At 72.4% G+C, this 14,273-nt stretch carries 16 protein-coding genes; 6 read left to right on the top strand and 10 right to left on the bottom strand.

The window, feature by feature from the left end:
- Positions 1–202: 202 nt before the first annotated feature.
- Positions 203–421 (top strand): hypothetical protein, encoded by a 219-nt coding sequence (locus ACFVZW_RS15750; protein WP_384521339.1) that lies wholly within the window; start codon positions 203–205, stop codon positions 419–421.
- A 54-nt stretch (positions 422–475) separates the two neighbouring features.
- Positions 476–775 carry a DUF6191 domain-containing protein gene (locus ACFVZW_RS15745; protein WP_329118920.1) on the top strand — a complete coding sequence of 100 codons (300 nt, stop codon included), beginning with the start codon at positions 476–478 and terminating at the stop codon, positions 773–775.
- Here ACFVZW_RS15745 and ACFVZW_RS15740 read toward each other — a convergent pair.
- Positions 753–1,583 carry a class I SAM-dependent methyltransferase gene (locus ACFVZW_RS15740; protein WP_384521336.1) on the bottom strand — a complete coding sequence of 277 codons (831 nt, stop codon included), beginning with the start codon at positions 1,581–1,583 and terminating at the stop codon, positions 753–755. The two genes, ACFVZW_RS15745 and ACFVZW_RS15740, sit on opposite strands and share 23 nt — an antisense overlap.
- A 71-nt stretch (positions 1,584–1,654) precedes the next feature.
- Here ACFVZW_RS15740 and ACFVZW_RS15735 point away from each other — a divergent pair, with 71 nt between their 5' ends.
- Both ACFVZW_RS15735 and ACFVZW_RS15730 read left to right on the top strand, forming a co-directional pair.
- Complete coding sequence (locus ACFVZW_RS15735; protein WP_384521333.1) at positions 1,655–3,511, top strand: S9 family peptidase; 1,857 nt, start codon at positions 1,655–1,657, stop codon at positions 3,509–3,511.
- Between the two features lie 22 nt (positions 3,512–3,533).
- The gene (locus tag ACFVZW_RS15730; RefSeq protein WP_384521331.1) at positions 3,534–4,274 is read left to right on the top strand and encodes an SURF1 family protein; all 741 of its coding nucleotides are present in this window, start codon (positions 3,534–3,536) and stop codon (positions 4,272–4,274) included.
- Between the two features lie 493 nt (positions 4,275–4,767).
- Here ACFVZW_RS15730 and ACFVZW_RS15725 read toward each other — a convergent pair whose 3' ends face one another.
- The 6 genes from ACFVZW_RS15725 to ACFVZW_RS15700 form a co-directional block, all read right to left on the bottom strand.
- Positions 4,768–5,937: a hypothetical protein gene (locus ACFVZW_RS15725; RefSeq protein ID WP_384521328.1), complete on the bottom strand. Its 1,170-nt coding sequence runs from the start codon at positions 5,935–5,937 to the stop codon at positions 4,768–4,770.
- A 323-nt stretch (positions 5,938–6,260) separates the two neighbouring features.
- Complete coding sequence (locus tag ACFVZW_RS15720; protein ID WP_376434958.1) at positions 6,261–6,848, bottom strand: SigE family RNA polymerase sigma factor; 588 nt, start codon at positions 6,846–6,848, stop codon at positions 6,261–6,263.
- Between the two features lie 449 nt (positions 6,849–7,297).
- Entirely contained in the window at positions 7,298–8,389 is a 1,092-nt protein-coding gene (locus ACFVZW_RS15715; RefSeq protein WP_384521326.1) for an aspartate-semialdehyde dehydrogenase, read from the bottom strand.
- A gap of 7 nt (positions 8,390–8,396) precedes the next feature.
- The gene (locus tag ACFVZW_RS15710) at positions 8,397–9,668 is read right to left on the bottom strand and encodes an aspartate kinase (protein WP_384521323.1); all 1,272 of its coding nucleotides are present in this window, start codon (positions 9,666–9,668) and stop codon (positions 8,397–8,399) included.
- A 211-nt stretch (positions 9,669–9,879) separates the two neighbouring features.
- The gene (locus ACFVZW_RS15705) at positions 9,880–10,221 is read right to left on the bottom strand and encodes a tetratricopeptide repeat protein (RefSeq protein ID WP_384521452.1); all 342 of its coding nucleotides are present in this window, start codon (positions 10,219–10,221) and stop codon (positions 9,880–9,882) included.
- A 22-nt stretch (positions 10,222–10,243) separates the two neighbouring features.
- Positions 10,244–10,651 (bottom strand): hypothetical protein, encoded by a 408-nt coding sequence (locus ACFVZW_RS15700; RefSeq protein ID WP_384521320.1) that lies wholly within the window; start codon positions 10,649–10,651, stop codon positions 10,244–10,246.
- Positions 10,652–10,682: 31 nt separating this feature from the next.
- Between ACFVZW_RS15700 and ACFVZW_RS15695 the strand changes: the two genes are divergently transcribed.
- The gene (locus ACFVZW_RS15695; RefSeq protein ID WP_384521318.1) at positions 10,683–11,309 is read left to right on the top strand and encodes a hypothetical protein; all 627 of its coding nucleotides are present in this window, start codon (positions 10,683–10,685) and stop codon (positions 11,307–11,309) included.
- 146 nt (positions 11,310–11,455) lie between these two features.
- Here ACFVZW_RS15695 and ACFVZW_RS15690 read toward each other — a convergent pair whose 3' ends face one another.
- The 3 genes from ACFVZW_RS15690 to ACFVZW_RS15680 form a co-directional block, all read right to left on the bottom strand.
- Positions 11,456–12,118 (bottom strand): DUF5063 domain-containing protein, encoded by a 663-nt coding sequence (locus tag ACFVZW_RS15690; protein WP_383554001.1) that lies wholly within the window; start codon positions 12,116–12,118, stop codon positions 11,456–11,458.
- A gap of 41 nt (positions 12,119–12,159) precedes the next feature.
- Positions 12,160–12,759 (bottom strand): recombination mediator RecR, encoded by a 600-nt coding sequence (recR, locus tag ACFVZW_RS15685; RefSeq protein WP_352190380.1) that lies wholly within the window; start codon positions 12,757–12,759, stop codon positions 12,160–12,162.
- Between the two features lie 80 nt (positions 12,760–12,839).
- Positions 12,840–13,175, bottom strand: coding sequence for a YbaB/EbfC family nucleoid-associated protein (locus tag ACFVZW_RS15680; RefSeq protein ID WP_384521449.1), 336 nt, complete (start codon positions 13,173–13,175; stop codon positions 12,840–12,842).
- Between the two features lie 302 nt (positions 13,176–13,477).
- On the opposite strand from ACFVZW_RS15680, the gene ACFVZW_RS15675 reads away from it, so the two are divergent.
- Positions 13,478–14,209: an SLATT domain-containing protein gene (locus tag ACFVZW_RS15675; protein ID WP_384521446.1), complete on the top strand. Its 732-nt coding sequence runs from the start codon at positions 13,478–13,480 to the stop codon at positions 14,207–14,209.
- Positions 14,210–14,273: the final 64 nt, after the last annotated feature.

Here is a 14,273-nt window from a genome sequence, read left to right as displayed (position 1 = left end):
CTGGGCCCCTCCCGCCGGCCCCGGACCCGCGACACCGTCTCAGCCCCCGGCCCCCTGAACCCCGGCCACGCCCTGGACCCCCGGACCCGGACCCGCGACACCGCCTGAGCCTTCGGCCCCCTGAGCCCCCGGCCGGCCGCCCCGGACCTCGAACGGGGTCCGTCAGGTGGCCCGGGGGGCCGTGGTCCGGTCCCCTGGGGACATGCACCCGCTCCAGACAGCCGCCGAGGCGGCGGCCACCGTCCCCGCCGACGTCGTCTCCGACTCCGGCCCGTCCGCCCTCGCCCTGGGCCTCGGCGCCGCCGCGCTCGCAGGCGCCATCGGCACCGCCGTCGTCCGCAGCCGGCTCTCGAAGACGATCACCGGATCGCACCGGCAGACGCCCCCGGCCGGATCCGCGTCGGACACCCCCCGCGGCTGACACCGCCTGCGCGAGCCCTGCCCTTTCCGGCCGGCGTCCCGGACAATGACCGGCATGGAGTTCGCCGTGTTCGTGACGCTGCCGGGGCTGGTCATCCTGCTCACCGTGGTCGCCTTCGCCGACCAGATCCTGCGCGCGACCGGGCGCGGCCGCCGCAGCGGCCAGGTCTCCTCGACCGGCTTCGAGCAGCTGCATGCCACCTTCTCGCAGGGCAAGCAGAACGAGCTCAAGGAGCGGCAGAGCGCGCTCGTGCTGCGCGACGACGAGGAGGACGGCGCGCCGCCGCACCGGTCCACGGTGGACCTGGCCGGCGGCCGCGCGGTGATACGCGTCAGCGGGGGCGGGACGCCTTGAGCGAGTACATCAGCGGTATCCGCGGCCGGTCGGCCGGGAAGCGGTAGTACCCGTCCTCCTGCCGCTGCAGCGTCTCGTACCGGGAGTAGAGCGAGACGTCGTGCTCGTGGAGGAACTCGATGCGCAGCCCCGCCTTGGCGACGGCCGTGACGACCTCGCCGACCGGGTGCACCCACTCCACGCTCCGGTTGTGGACGGTGGCGGCCTCCATGTCCGCGTACGTGCCCGAGCTGGAATCCACCCACGGTTCGCGTACGAAGTAGTCGTTGACGATCCGGCTCCCCGTCTCGTCGTCGAGGGAGTCGGTGATCGGATGGAACTCGGCGACGTACAGGAATCCGCCCGGGGCGACGAGCGAGGCGGCGGTCTCGGCCCAGCGCTCGATGTCGGGCAGCCAGTTCAGCGCCCCGGTGCCGGTGTAGACGATGTCGTACGAGGAGTCGGGGACGGCCTCGGCGGCGTCGTACGCGTCGGCGGCGACGAACGCGGCCCGGTCCGCGGACAGGCCGAGGTCGGCGGCGAGCGAGCGGGCCGTCTCGACGGCGGGCTCGGAGAAGTCCAGGCCGACGACGTGCGAGGCACCGTGCCGGGCCCAGGACAGGGTGTCCAGGCCGATGTGGCACTGGAGGTGGAGGAGGGAGCGGCCGGTGACGTCACCGACCTCCGCGAGCTCGAAGTCGCGCAGCGCCTCCTTGCCGGCCCGGAACGCGTCGAGGTCGTAGTACTCGCTGGCGGCGTGGATCGGGACTCGTTCGTCCCAGCGGGCACGGTTGGCCTCGTGCCAGTCGTCGGGCGTCGGTGCGTACATGCCCGGGAGGTTATCCACAGGTTGCGGACGATGCGAACGGATTGTCGGCGGACCGGAGCATCATGGGGGCCATGACTGAGACCAATGAGATCGCAGACCGGCCGGGTGAGAGCGCCGGCGGCTCGGGCCCGTCACCGGAGATCCCGGTGTGGGAGCAGCGGTTCCGGGCGCCGCGGGTGTCCCTGCCCGAGTGGGCCGAGGAGGCACCGGACCGTTCGTTGTTCGTGTCCAACGCGACGGGGACGTACGAGCTGTACGCCTGGGACCGGGCGACGGGCGAGCAGCGGCAGGTGACGGACCGGCCGAACGGGACGACGGACGGCACGCTGTCCCCGGACGGGCAGTGGATCTGGTGGTTCTCGGACACGGACGGGGACGAGTTCGGGGTGTGGATGCGCCAGCCCTTCGGCGGCGGCGCGGACGAGCCCGCGGTGCCCGGGCTCGCGGCCTCGTATCCGGCGGGTCTCGCAATCGGCCGTGACGGCACGGTCGTCGTCGGCCGCTCGACGGACGAGGAGGGTTCGACGGTCCATCTCGTCCGCGGCGGCGCGGCGCCGGTGGAGATCTACCGGCACCGGGAGTCGGCGGGCGTGGGCGACCTCTCGCACGACGGCTCGCTGATCGCGATCGAGCACACGGAGCACGGCGACGCGATGCACTCGGCCCTGCGGGTGCTGCGTGCCGAGGACTCCTCGGTGGTGGCCGAGCTGGACGACTCCAAGGGCGGTACGGAGGAGCTGGGCCTGGCCGTGCTGGGCTTCGCGCCGGTCGACGGCGACACCCGGCTGTTGGTCGGCCACCAGCGGCGGGGGCGCTGGGAGCCGCTGCTGTGGGACGTGGCGACGGGCCAGGAGATCGATCTCCGGCTCGATCTGCCGGGCGATGTGTCGGCGGAGTGGTACGAGGACGGCACGGGTCTGCTGATCGTGCACAGCTTCGAGGCGCGCAGCGAGCTGTGGCGGTACGACATCGCGACGGGCGCGCTGGTGCGGGTGGAGACCCCGGCCGGTTCGGTCTCGGAGGCCACGACCCGGCCGGACGGCACCGTGGAGTATCTGTGGTCCTCGGCGGCGCAGCCGCCGGTGGTGCGCTCGACGGACGGCGGGATCGTCCTCGACCCTCCGGGCGCGAAGGCGCCGGGGTCGGTGCCGGTGGAGGACGTGTGGGTGGAGGGGCCCGGCGGCCGCATCCACGCGCTCGTGCAGCGGCCGGCCGAGGGCGAGGGTCCGTTCCCCACGATCTTCGAGGTGCACGGCGGGCCGGCCTGGCACGACAGCGACGCCTTCGCCTCGGGCCCGGCGGCCTGGCTCGACCACGGCTACGCAGTGGTCAGGGTCAACTACCGGGGCTCGACGGGCTACGGCCGGGAGTGGACGGACGCGCTCAAGCACCGGGTCGGCCTGATCGAGCTGGAGGACGTCGCCGCCGTCCGCGAGTGGGCGGTCGCCTCGGGTCTCGCCGACCCGGCGAAGCTGGTCCTGTCGGGCGGCTCGTGGGGCGGGTATCTGACACTGCTGGGGCTCGGCATGCAGCCGGACGCCTGGTCGGTGGGGCTCGCCGCCGTCCCGGTCGCGGACTACGTGACGGCGTACGAGGACGAGATGGAGGCCCTGAAGGCGCTGGACCGGACGCTGTTCGGCGGCTCGCCGGAGGAGGTGCCGGAGCGGTTCGAGGTCTCGTCCCCGCTGACGTATGTGGACAAGGTCACGGCTCCGGTCTACATCTCGGCGGGTGTGAACGACCCGCGCTGCCCGATCCGGCAGATCGACAACTACGTGGACCGGCTGGCGGCCCGTTCCGCGGTGCACGAGGTGTACCGGTACGACGCGGGGCACGGCTCCCTGGTGGTGGAGGAGCGGATCAAGCAGGTCCGTCTGGAGCTGGCCTTCGCCGCGCGTCACCTGGGGACCCGCCCGGTCGGGGGGTGAGGCGGCTGCGTACCGTGGAGGGGTGTACCGGTTCCTGAAAACGCCCCGCTGGTGGGGGATCAACGTCTTCGTCCTGCTGGCGATCCCGTTCTGCCTGTTCATGGGGACCTGGCAGATGGGCAAGTTCGAGGACCGCGTCGACTCGCACCGGGAGGCGGAGCAGGCCCCGGACCCGGGCACGCTGAGGACCGAGCCGCTGGACGAGCTGCTGCCGGTGGACAAGGAGACGTCCGGTCGGCATGCGGAGGCGAGCGGCCGGTACGGGGAGCAGTTCCTGGTACCGGACCGTGAGCTGGACGGCCGGCGCGGCAGCTATGTGCTGACGATGCTGAAGACGGACGGCGGCAAGTCGCTGCCGGTGGTACGGGGCTGGCTGCCGGCCGGCGCGAAGGCGCCGGCCCCGCCGTCCGGCGAGGTCACCGTGGTGGGCGCCCTCCAGGCGTCCGAGAACGCGGGGACCAAGGGCGTCCACGCGGCGGGCGGGCTCCCCGAGGGCCAGCTCGGCATGATCAGTGCGAGCGCCCTGATCAACCTGGTCACCGACGAGGTCTACGACGCGTGGGTCACGGTCGTGGACTCCCCGGCCGGGCTGACGCCGGTCCCGGCGACCGCCGCGGCGGGCACGTCGCTGGATCTGAAGGCGTTCCAGAACCTCGGCTACACGGCGGAGTGGTTCGTCTTCGCCGGCTTCGTGGTCTTCATGTGGTTCCGCCTGCTGCGCCGCGAGGTGGAGGCCCGGCGGGACGAGGCGCTGGGCCTCTAGCCCCGAAGCCCGGCGGCCGGAGGCCCGGCGGCACGCGAAGCCCGACGGCCGGAGGCCCGGTGGCCGCGAAGCCCGACGGCCGGAGGCCCGGTGGCTTGCGAAGCCTGGTGTCCCGAGGCCGACGCCCCGCGAAGCCCGCGGCCCGGCGCCCGGCGAAACCCGGTGCCCGACGGCCCGTGAAGCCCGGTGCTCCGCCCAGCCCGACGCCCGACGCCCGGCGAAACCCGGTGCCCGACGCCCGGCGGTACGCGAAGCCCGATACTCCGCCCAGCCCGACGCCCCGCGAAGCCCGACGCCCGGCGCCCCGCGAAGCCCGGTGCTCCGCTCAACCCGATGCCCGGCGAAACCCGGTGCCCGACGCCCCGCGAAACCCGACGCCCGGCGCCCCGCGAAGCCCGGTGCTCCGCCCAACCCGATGCATGCGAAGCCCGGTGCCCCGAGGCCCGGGCGCCGACTCCCGGGCCTTGGGGCACCGGTGGCCCCTGGAACGTCCCTAGGACGCGTCGAGGACGCCGGTGCGGTAGATCGTGCCCGCGCAGGCGTTCGGGATCGTCGTCGCCGCCTGCGGGCCGCCCGCCTCCGCGGTGTGGCTGACCGCGACGCTGCCGTCCGCGGGCGTCCCCTCCGTGCCGAGCTGAGTCCCCGCGCCGTCGGCTTCCGCGCCGTTGCCGGTCGACCCCGTGGCCCCCGCCGACGTACCGCCCGCGCCGTCCGTCGTGGTGCTCGGGTCCGGCGAGGGGTTGACCGTCGGGCAGGTCTCCGAGGGGACCCAGGCGAACTTCACCTCGTACGCGTTGTCCGGCTTGAGGACCAGCGCGGGCGACTCCTGCGAGGGGTCGGGAAGGCCGCTCGCCGCGTCGCCGGCCGTGTGCGCCACGACCGAGATCTTGGAACCGTCCGCCGCCCCCAGGGCCTGGAAGCCGACGCTGCCGCCGCCGCTCACCACGCAGTCCTTGCCGGAGATGTTGGCGATGCGGAAGGTGCCGTAGACCTTGCCCTCGGTATCCGGTCCGCCCGCCTGCGCCGAGCTGACGCCCAGCTGTCCCGCCTCGCACACCGGCGAGGACGAGTCCGGCTGGGAGTCCTCCGGCGGCTTCGAACCGGTGCCCGCACCGCCCGACTTCCCGGCCTCGGACTGCTCGGGCTTGCCCGCGCCCTCGGCCGCGCCCTGGCTCGGGCTCGCGGCGCCGGTCGGCGTGCCCGCGGTCTGCTGACCGCCCTCGACGCCCGTCTCGGAGCCGGTGCCGCCCTGGGCCTGCTCGCCGTGGCCGGCGTTCACGGCCTGGTCGGCGGTGAGGCCACCCGAGTTGGCGACGTGTACGAAGGCGGGAACGGCCGTGCCGATCAGCACCGCGGCCGCGGCGAAGCCGACGATGGCCTGGCGCTTGCGGGTGCGCCGTACGGGCACCGCGCGGCGCAGATGGTCCAGTGCGCCCTCGGAGGGGTGCAGGTCCGCCACGGCGCCGTGGAGCAGACGCCGCAGCGCCAGCTCGTCGCCCGCGAAGGGGGCGTTGCTCCCGAAGAGGTCGGCGCCCCCGAGAAGGCCGCCCGCGGCCCGCTCGTCACCGGACGCACCGTCACCGGGCGCGCCACTGTCGGTGGCCCTGTGGTCGGAGGCCCAGTTACCGAAGGCCGCGCTGTCGGACGCCCTGTCGTCGGACATCTCCCTGCCGGACGCCCCATCGCCAGGCACGCCACCAGGGGTCACCCCACCGTCGGACGCCCCGCTTCCGGTCGCCCGACCCTCGTACGCCCCATCGCCAGGCACTCCACCAGGGGTCACCCCACTGCCAGTCGCCCCACCATCGGGCACCCCGCCGTCGGACGCCTCGCCGTCGGACGCCCCACCATCGGGCACCCCGCCCTCGAACGCCCCGCTGTCCGGCCCGTCGTTCACAATGCCGTGTCCCATGTCGTCGCGACGCTCGTCGGGCAGCCCGCTCGTCGCGTCGGGGCCCTTGTCGTCCGGGCCCTTGCCGTCGGAGCTCATGCCGTCGCCTCCATCGCGACGCGCAGCGCCGCGATGCCACGCGAGCCGTACGCCTTCACCGACCCCAGGGATATGCCGAGCGTCTCGGCGACCTGTGCCTCCGTCATGTCCGCGAAGTACCGGAGCACCAGCACCTCACGCTGCCGCCGCTGCAGCCCGCGCATCGCCTTGATGAGCGCGTCCCGCTCCAGCTGGTCGTACGCGCCCTCTTCCGCGCTCGCCATGTCCGGCATCGGCTTGGACAGCAGCTTGAGTCCGAGGATGCGGCGGCGCAGCGCGGAACGGGACAGGTTGACGACCGTCTGGCGCAGATACGCCAGCGTCTTCTCGGGGTCCCGGACCCGGTTGCGGGCGGAGTGGACGCGGATGAACGCCTCCTGGACGACGTCCTCGCAGGAGGCCGTGTCGTCGAGGAGCAGCGCGGCGAGGCCGAGGAGCGAACGGTAGTGCGCTCGGTACGTCTCGGTCAGGTGATCGACGGTGGTGCCCGCGGCCACGATGCCTTCAGCGCTCTCGCGCGGCGAGGGGATGCCGATCACACCGGACGTCCGGGTGCCGGTGGGCACGGGAGCGATCACCGGCATGCCGCCGGCCGGACGCGGGCGTGTGAGCGGGCGCGCCGCGGTGCCGCGTACGGGGACCGCGAGCCCGCCCCGCAAGGGGACGACTGCCGCGCCTCGGAGCGGGACGACCGCTGTGATGTCGAGTACCTCTGCCACGCCTGTTGGACACGCTTCCCCCCGTCAGGGTTGTACGAGTACGCCACCGTTTTTGACGGTGAGCCACTTGTCATCATGCGTACCCGATCTTCCCCAATGCCCCGTTTTGACAGCACCTCATGCGATACACCACCAGAGCGCACGCAGAGACGCGGCCCACCCAACTACCGGTTGCGGCAAGCGGGAAGAGCATCGTCGAACATGCCGTCACCCCAGTTCAAGGGGCATCCGTCGCCGACTTGCTCACAAGGTGTTCACAGATGCTACAAACTCAAACGATCCCGCGTCGCCGATTTCCGGACACTCGGGGGCGCTCAGGGGCGCTCGTGATCATCCAGATGGTCTGGACCATTGGGGCGCTCCGGGCGAATGATCGACTCCGCGATCTGTACGGCGTTCAGCGCGGCGCCCTTGCGGAGGTTGTCGCCGCAGACGAAGAACTCGAGCGCACGCTCGTCGTCCATCGAGCGACGCACCCGCCCCACCCAGACCGGATCCGTGCCCACGACATCGGCGGGCGTGGGGAAATCGCCCGAGGCCGGATCGTCGTAGAGCACCACACCCGGCGACGTCGCCAGGATCTCGTGCGCCCGCGCGACGCTCACCGGCCGCTCGAACCGCGCGTGGACGGAGACGGAGTGCGCGGTCACGACCGGGACGCGCACGCACGTGGCCGCCACCGGAAGCCCGGGCAGGTCGAGGATCTTGCGCGTCTCCGCGCGGATGCGCAGCTCCTCGGAGGACCAGCCGTCCTCCCCCAGGGACCCGGACCAGGGCACGACATTGAGCGCGACGGGACCGGGGAAGGGCCCGGTGTCGTCGCCGACGGCCCGCCGTACGTCGCCGGGGTGGTTGCCCAGCTCGGTCCCGGCCACCAGCGACAGCTGCTCGCGCAGGGCGGCCACACCCGCCTGCCCGCCCCCGCTCGCGGCCTGCTGGGCGGTCACCACCAGCTCACCGACCCCGAACTCGGCGTGCAGGGCGCCCACGGCGACGATCAGCGCCAGCGTGGAGCAGCCCGGGCTCGCCACGATGCCCCGCGGCCGTACCCGTGCGGCGTGGGGGTTGATCTCCGGGACCACCAGCGGCACGTCCGGGTCCGCCCGGAACGCGGCGGAGGTGTCCACGACCACCGCGCCCTTGGCGGCGGCGATCGGCGCCCACCGCGCCGCGATGTCCTCGGGCACGAGGAAGAGCGCGAGGTCGACGCCCTCCAGGACGTCCTCGCTCAGCGCGAGTACCTCGGTCTCCTCCCCGCGCACGGCCAGCTTGCGGCCGGCCGATCGCGGGGAGGCGACGAGTCGGATCTCGCCCCAGACGTCGGCATGCTGCGACAGGAGCTGGAGCATCACCGCACCGACGGCCCCGGTCGCTCCCACGACCGCGAGCGTCGGCTTGGCGGTCATCGGTTCGTCACCGGCCGGTGCCGCCGTAGACGACGGCCTCGTCCGAGTCGCTGTCGAGCCCGAAGGCGGTGTGGACGGCCGTCACGGCCTCGTTCACATCGTCCGCACGGGTGACCACCGAGATCCGGATCTCGGAGGTCGAGATCAGCTCGATGTTCACACCGGCGTCGGACAGCGCCTGGAAGAAGGACGCGGTGACGCCCGGGTTCGTCTTCATACCCGCGCCGACCAGGGAGATCTTGCCGATCTGGTCGTCGTAGCGCAGCGATTCGAAGCCGATCGCGCCCTTCGCCTTGTCCAGGGCGTCCATGGCCCTGCGGCCCTCGGCCTTGGGAAGCGTGAAGGAGATGTCCGTCAGACCGGTGGAGGCTGCGGACACGTTCTGCACGATCATGTCGATGTTGATCTCGGCGTCCGCGACGGCCCGGAAGATGGCCGCGGCCTCGCCCGGCTTGTCCGGCACACCGACGACGGTGATCTTCGCCTCGGAGGTGTCGTGGGCGACGCCCGAGATGATGGCCTGCTCCACCTTGCGGTCCCCTTGCGGCTCGTTGCTGACCCAGGTGCCCTGCAGCCCCGAGAAGGACGAGCGGACGTGGATCGGGATGTTGTATCGGCGTGCGTACTCGACGCACCGGTGCAGCAGCACCTTGGAGCCGGAGGCGGCGAGCTCCAGCATGTCCTCGAAGGAGATCCAGTCGATCTTCTTCGCCTTCTTCACCACGCGCGGGTCGGCCGTGAACACACCGTCGACGTCGGTGTAGATCTCGCAGACCTCGGCGTCGAGCGCGGCGGCCAGCGCGACGGCCGTCGTGTCGGACCCGCCACGCCCCAGCGTGGTGATGTCCTTCTTGTCCTGGGACACGCCCTGGAAGCCGGCCACGATCGCGATGTTGCCCTCGTCGAGGGCGGTACGGATCCGGCCCGGCGTGACATCGATGATGCGCGCTTTGTTGTGGACCGAGTCGGTGATGACACCGGCCTGGCTGCCCGTGAACGACTGGGCCTCGTGGCCCAGGTTTTTGATCGCCATGGCCAGCAGGGCCATGGAGATCCGCTCTCCGGCGGTCAGCAGCATGTCGAACTCACGCCCGGCAGGGATCGGGGATACCTGCTCGGCGAGATCGATCAACTCGTCCGTCGTGTCGCCCATCGCGGAAACCACGACGACCACCTGGTGGCCGTTCTTCTTGGCATCCACGATCCGCTTGGCGACGCGCTTGATGCCTTCGGCATCGGCAACGGAGGAGCCTCCGTACTTCTGCACGACAAGGCCCACGTGCGCTCCTCGCTCAGTCTCTGCCGCAGTCATTACTGCGGTCGGCTCAGTTTAACGAGCGGCCCGGAATCGCCGACCGTATATCAGATCCTGAGATGTCCCGCTCAGGAAGTGATCTCGGCCGAACGCCCGGGCCGCTCATAGGACTCCGTCTGCCCGGCAGGGCCGTGGGTACGCGGGGGTGTGGGCGGCCTCACACGCCGGAGGGCGGTCAGCCTGGTGGCCGGACGTGCCGGAGGTGCGCGGTGAAGGGGTGGTCGTCCCCCAGCGCCCGTACGGTGTCGGCGACCACCGTGTCGAACTCGGCCGCCGCTCGCTCGACCTCCCCCACCGCCTCGTAGAGCCGGACCAGGTTCAGCCGGGAGGCCAGCGTCTCCGGGTGGTCCGGACCGAGCAGCCGCTCGCGCTCACCGAGCGTCTCCTCGTGCAGCGCGATGGCCTGCTCCGGGCGCCCGTCGTCCTGGTAGGCGACGCCCAGGTTGCTCCGCACCCGCAGGGTGTCCGGGTGGTCGGGTCCCAGCAGCCGTTGGAGCCCGGCGAGCGTTTGCGTCAGCAGGGCGACCGCACCGGCATTGTCACCGAGGTGACGCCAGGTGACAGTAGGCGGCGGCCTGGGCGACGGCGAGCGGCAGATGGCCCAGCGTGGCGCAGAGTGTCCGCACCTGGGCGGTGTCCCGGGAGGTGAGTCCCGTGACGGCCCCGGTGAACATCTCGTACGACTCGCCCTCGTCCGGCACGGTCAGGGCCAGGACCTCGGCGAGGCCGTGCCAGCCGGCTGCCTGCCGCGTCGTGATCAGGATCCGTCTGCGCCGCCGCGCGACCCGCGAGAGCAGCGACTCGACGTCGGCGGCCTCGGTGACGTTGTCGAGCACGAGCAGCCACCCGTCGTGCGTGGCCAGCCACTGCAACGCCCGCTCGCGCAGGGCCTCCTGCGGCAGTACGTCGATCAGCGAGGGCGGCGAGCCCGGAGTCGAGGTCGGCACGGCTCTCGGCGGTGATCCACCAGGTGGGGTGGTGCGCCTCGGCCCGCAGGGCCGCCCAGCGGGCCGCGAGCGTCGACTTGCCGACGCCGCCGAGCCCCCGGACGGCCGCGACACGGTGATCGCCGGTCTCGAAGTGCGCGTCCAGCCACCGCAGTTCGCGTTCACGGCCGACGAAGCGCACGGCCTTGCGCGGAATCCTGACCAGCCCGTCCGGACAGGCGGCCGGCGCGAGGGCCTCCGGCGGCAGCAGGACGGCCCGCTCGACCTGGGTGACGTGGTCCCCCGTCGCGACTCGCCCGATGTTCCCGCCGGCCGCGACGGACCGCTCCCCGACGGCCTCGACGCCGCGCTCGACACCGCTCACGCGTCCCCCGTCGACACGCTCCCGATGTCACCACCGGCGGCGACGGACCGGTCCCCGGAGGCGGTGACGGACCCGGGGGGCGGCGACGCGGACGGCGGGGTCGAGGACGGAAGCGTCACCGGCTGGGCGGGCGCCTGCGCTCCGTCCCCCGTAACGACGGAGCCGATGCTCCCGCCGGCGGCGACGGACCGTTCCCCGGACGCGGTGACAGCCCCACCGGCCGACGACCGTGACCGCAGGGAAAGCCCCAGCCCCGCCGCGGCCAGCACGGCTCCCACCACGCTTGCGATCTGATCGGCCCGCCCGAGGTCGACGACGGCCACGACGACCAGCGCCACGACTCCTGCCACCCCGACGCCAATGCCGGTCCACAGCAACGTTCTTGACCGTCCCCCACCTGCCATGCCCCATGATGGCAGGAAGACGGCAGGCGGCAGGCGCTACTTCTTCAGCGTGCCCAGCCCCAGCGGGCCCGCGATCTCCTCCGCCATGACCCGGCCCGCCTCTTCCGCGAGGTCGTCCTCGGTCAGGTCCTCGTCCGTGTCGAGGCCGTCCAGGGCCGCCAGCGGCTGGTCGAGACGGACGTGCGCGACGAGGGACTGCAGCGCCCGCAGCGTCGCCGAGGCCGTCGGGCCCCAGTTGGAGAAGTAGGAGAACTGCCACCACCACAGCGCCTCGCTCACGCGCCCCGCCCGGTAGTGGGCCAGCCCGTGCCGCAGGTCGGTGACGATGTCGGCGAGGTTGTCGGAGATCCGGGCCGGAACCGGCGCCTTGCGCGGCTCGTACGGGTCGAAGACCTCCGAGAAGACGTCCACCGGGTCCAGCATCACCGCGAACCGCTCGCGCAGCTCGTCCACGTCCGGCTCGGGACCCGTGTCGGTCTCGTACCGCTCGTCCGGGACGATGTCCTCGTGCGCGCCCAGCCGGCCGCCGGCGAGCAGCAGCTGGGAGATCTCCAGGAGCAGGAAGGGCACCGCGCTGTCGGGCTCGTCGCCCTTGGCCACTTCCGTGGTGGCCACGATGAAGGACTCGATCGAGTCGGCGATCTGGACCGCGAAGTCGTCCGGATCCTGCGTGATCGCGTGCAGTGTGGCGTCAGACATCGCGAGTGCCTCCTTCGGGCGCTGGCGCGCGAACCCTGTCGTCATACATCTAGCAGTCGCCGCCCCTCGAAGGCACGCCCCAGGGTGACCTCGTCGGCGTACTCCAGGTCGCCGCCGACCGGCAGCCCGCTCGCCAGACGCGTGACCTTGAGGCCCATGGGCTTGATCATCCGTGCCAGGTACGTCGCGGTGGCCTCGCCCTCCAGGTTCGGGTCGGTCGCGAGGATCAGCTCGGTGACGGTCCCGTCCGCCAGCCGCGCGAGCAGCTCACGGATGCGCAGGTCGTCCGGGCCGACGCCCTCGATCGGGCTGATCGCGCCGCCGAGCACGTGGTAGCGCCCGCGGAACTCGCGCGTCCGCTCGATCGCCACGACGTCCTTCGGCTCCTCGACGACACAGATGACCGACAGGTCCCGGCGCGGGTCGCGGCAGATGTTGCACTGCTCCTGCTGCGCCACATTGCCGCAGACCGCGCAGAACCTGACCTTCTCCTTGACCTCCAGCAGCGCGTGCGCGAGACGGCGTACGTCGGTCGGCTCGGCCTGGAGGACGTGGAAGGCGATCCGCTGCGCGCTCTTGGGACCGACGCCGGGCAGCCTGCCCAGCTCGTCGATGAGGTCCTGAACCACGCCTTCGTACAACGGAACGCCCTTCTGAGAAGTGCTTGATTCTTACGGTAGTGGCTGCCGGGGCGCCTTAGAAGCCCAGGCGCGGAAGCGGCTCAGAAGCCGAGGCCCGGCATTCCGCCCAGGCCCTGCGTCAGCGGGCCCAGCTTGGCCTGTTGCAGCTGCTGCGCGTTGTCATTGGCGGCCTTGACGGCGGCGACGATCAGGTCGGCCAGCGTCTCGGTGTCCTCGGGGTCGACGGCCTTGGGGTCGATCACCAGGCCGCGCAGCTCGCCGGAGCCGGTCACCGTCGCCGTCACCAGGCCACCGCCCGCCTGGCCCTCGACCTCGGTCGCGGCGAGCTCCTCCTGGGCGCGCGCGAGATCCTGCTGCATCTTCTGGGCCTGCTGGAGGAGCTGCTGCATATTGGGCTGGCCACCACCGGGAATCACGGTCACTCCTGGCATTTCGACGGTATACGGATGACATCCGGACGACTGATGTGACGACTGACGTTCGGTACGGCCGAGCCTACGTGGTCCATGCCCGGCCTGCCGCCACAACTCTTTCGAGTGAGAAACTGCGGGCTCCTCTACCTGATCAAGACCCCCTTGTGGGCGGAAATCCCGGGATTCCGGGCCCATAGCCCACCATTCGGCGGTAGGAAGGGCAGGCACCACGTGCACCGCACGTCACAGAAGGACACGAGCGCCGAGCTGAACAGAGGAGTGCCCCGGTGAGCCAGCAGCCGGAGATGCAGCCGCCGCCGCAGCAGCCGCCGGGGCAGCCGGGACAGCCCGGGGGGTCCGCCGCGGGCCGCGATCTGACCGGGACGCCGTTCCCGCTCGGCGACTGGGGCGAGCCTGCGGAGCGTCTGGACGAGCTCTACCGCTGGGTCGAGTCCAATGCTCTGCGCACGGCGGAGTGGTACCTGTCCGACCGGGTCTGGAAGCGCCGCTGCGCCCGGATCCTGCGGGTCGGCACGGCGCTGGGCGTCATCGCGGGCGCGGCGCTGCCGCTGCTCGACGTCACCGACGTCGCGGACGGGGCGGCGGGCTGGGGGTATCTGTCGCTGCTGCTCGGCGCGGCCTGTCTGGTCTGCGACCGCTACTTCGGGCTGACGTCCGGCTGGATAAGGGACGTGGCCACGGCCCAGGCGGTGCAGCGCAGGCTGCAGGCGCTGCAGTTCGACTGGGCGTCGGAGAGCGTACGGGAGGTCCTCGGGCCCACGGAGGGGACCGCCAGCGAGGCGGCGGAGCGCTGCCTCGGGGTGCTGCGGCGGTTCTCGGAGGACGTGACGGAGCTCGTACGGGCGGAGACGGCGGACTGGATGATCGAGTTCCGCTCGGGCCCCGCGCCGCTGGCCCTTCAGTCGGTGGGTGCCGCCCCTGCCCGCCCGGAGGGCTCGCACCCCTCGTCCCGCTTCCCGCTGCCTCCGGGCACCCGCCCGAACATGCCGCGGCAGCGGCCGCCGGAGCCGCGCTGAGCGGACACGCGCGGCGTGGCGGGGGGGGGTGGGGGGGGGGGGGCGGGGGGGGCGGGGCGGGGGG

This window comes from Streptomyces sp. NPDC059567 (genome assembly GCF_042735655.1).
Lineage (GTDB): Bacteria > Actinomycetota > Actinomycetes > Streptomycetales > Streptomycetaceae > Streptomyces.
The sequence above is the reverse complement of the archived record's forward strand: the minus strand, read 5'-3'. Positions and strand labels throughout refer to the sequence as shown.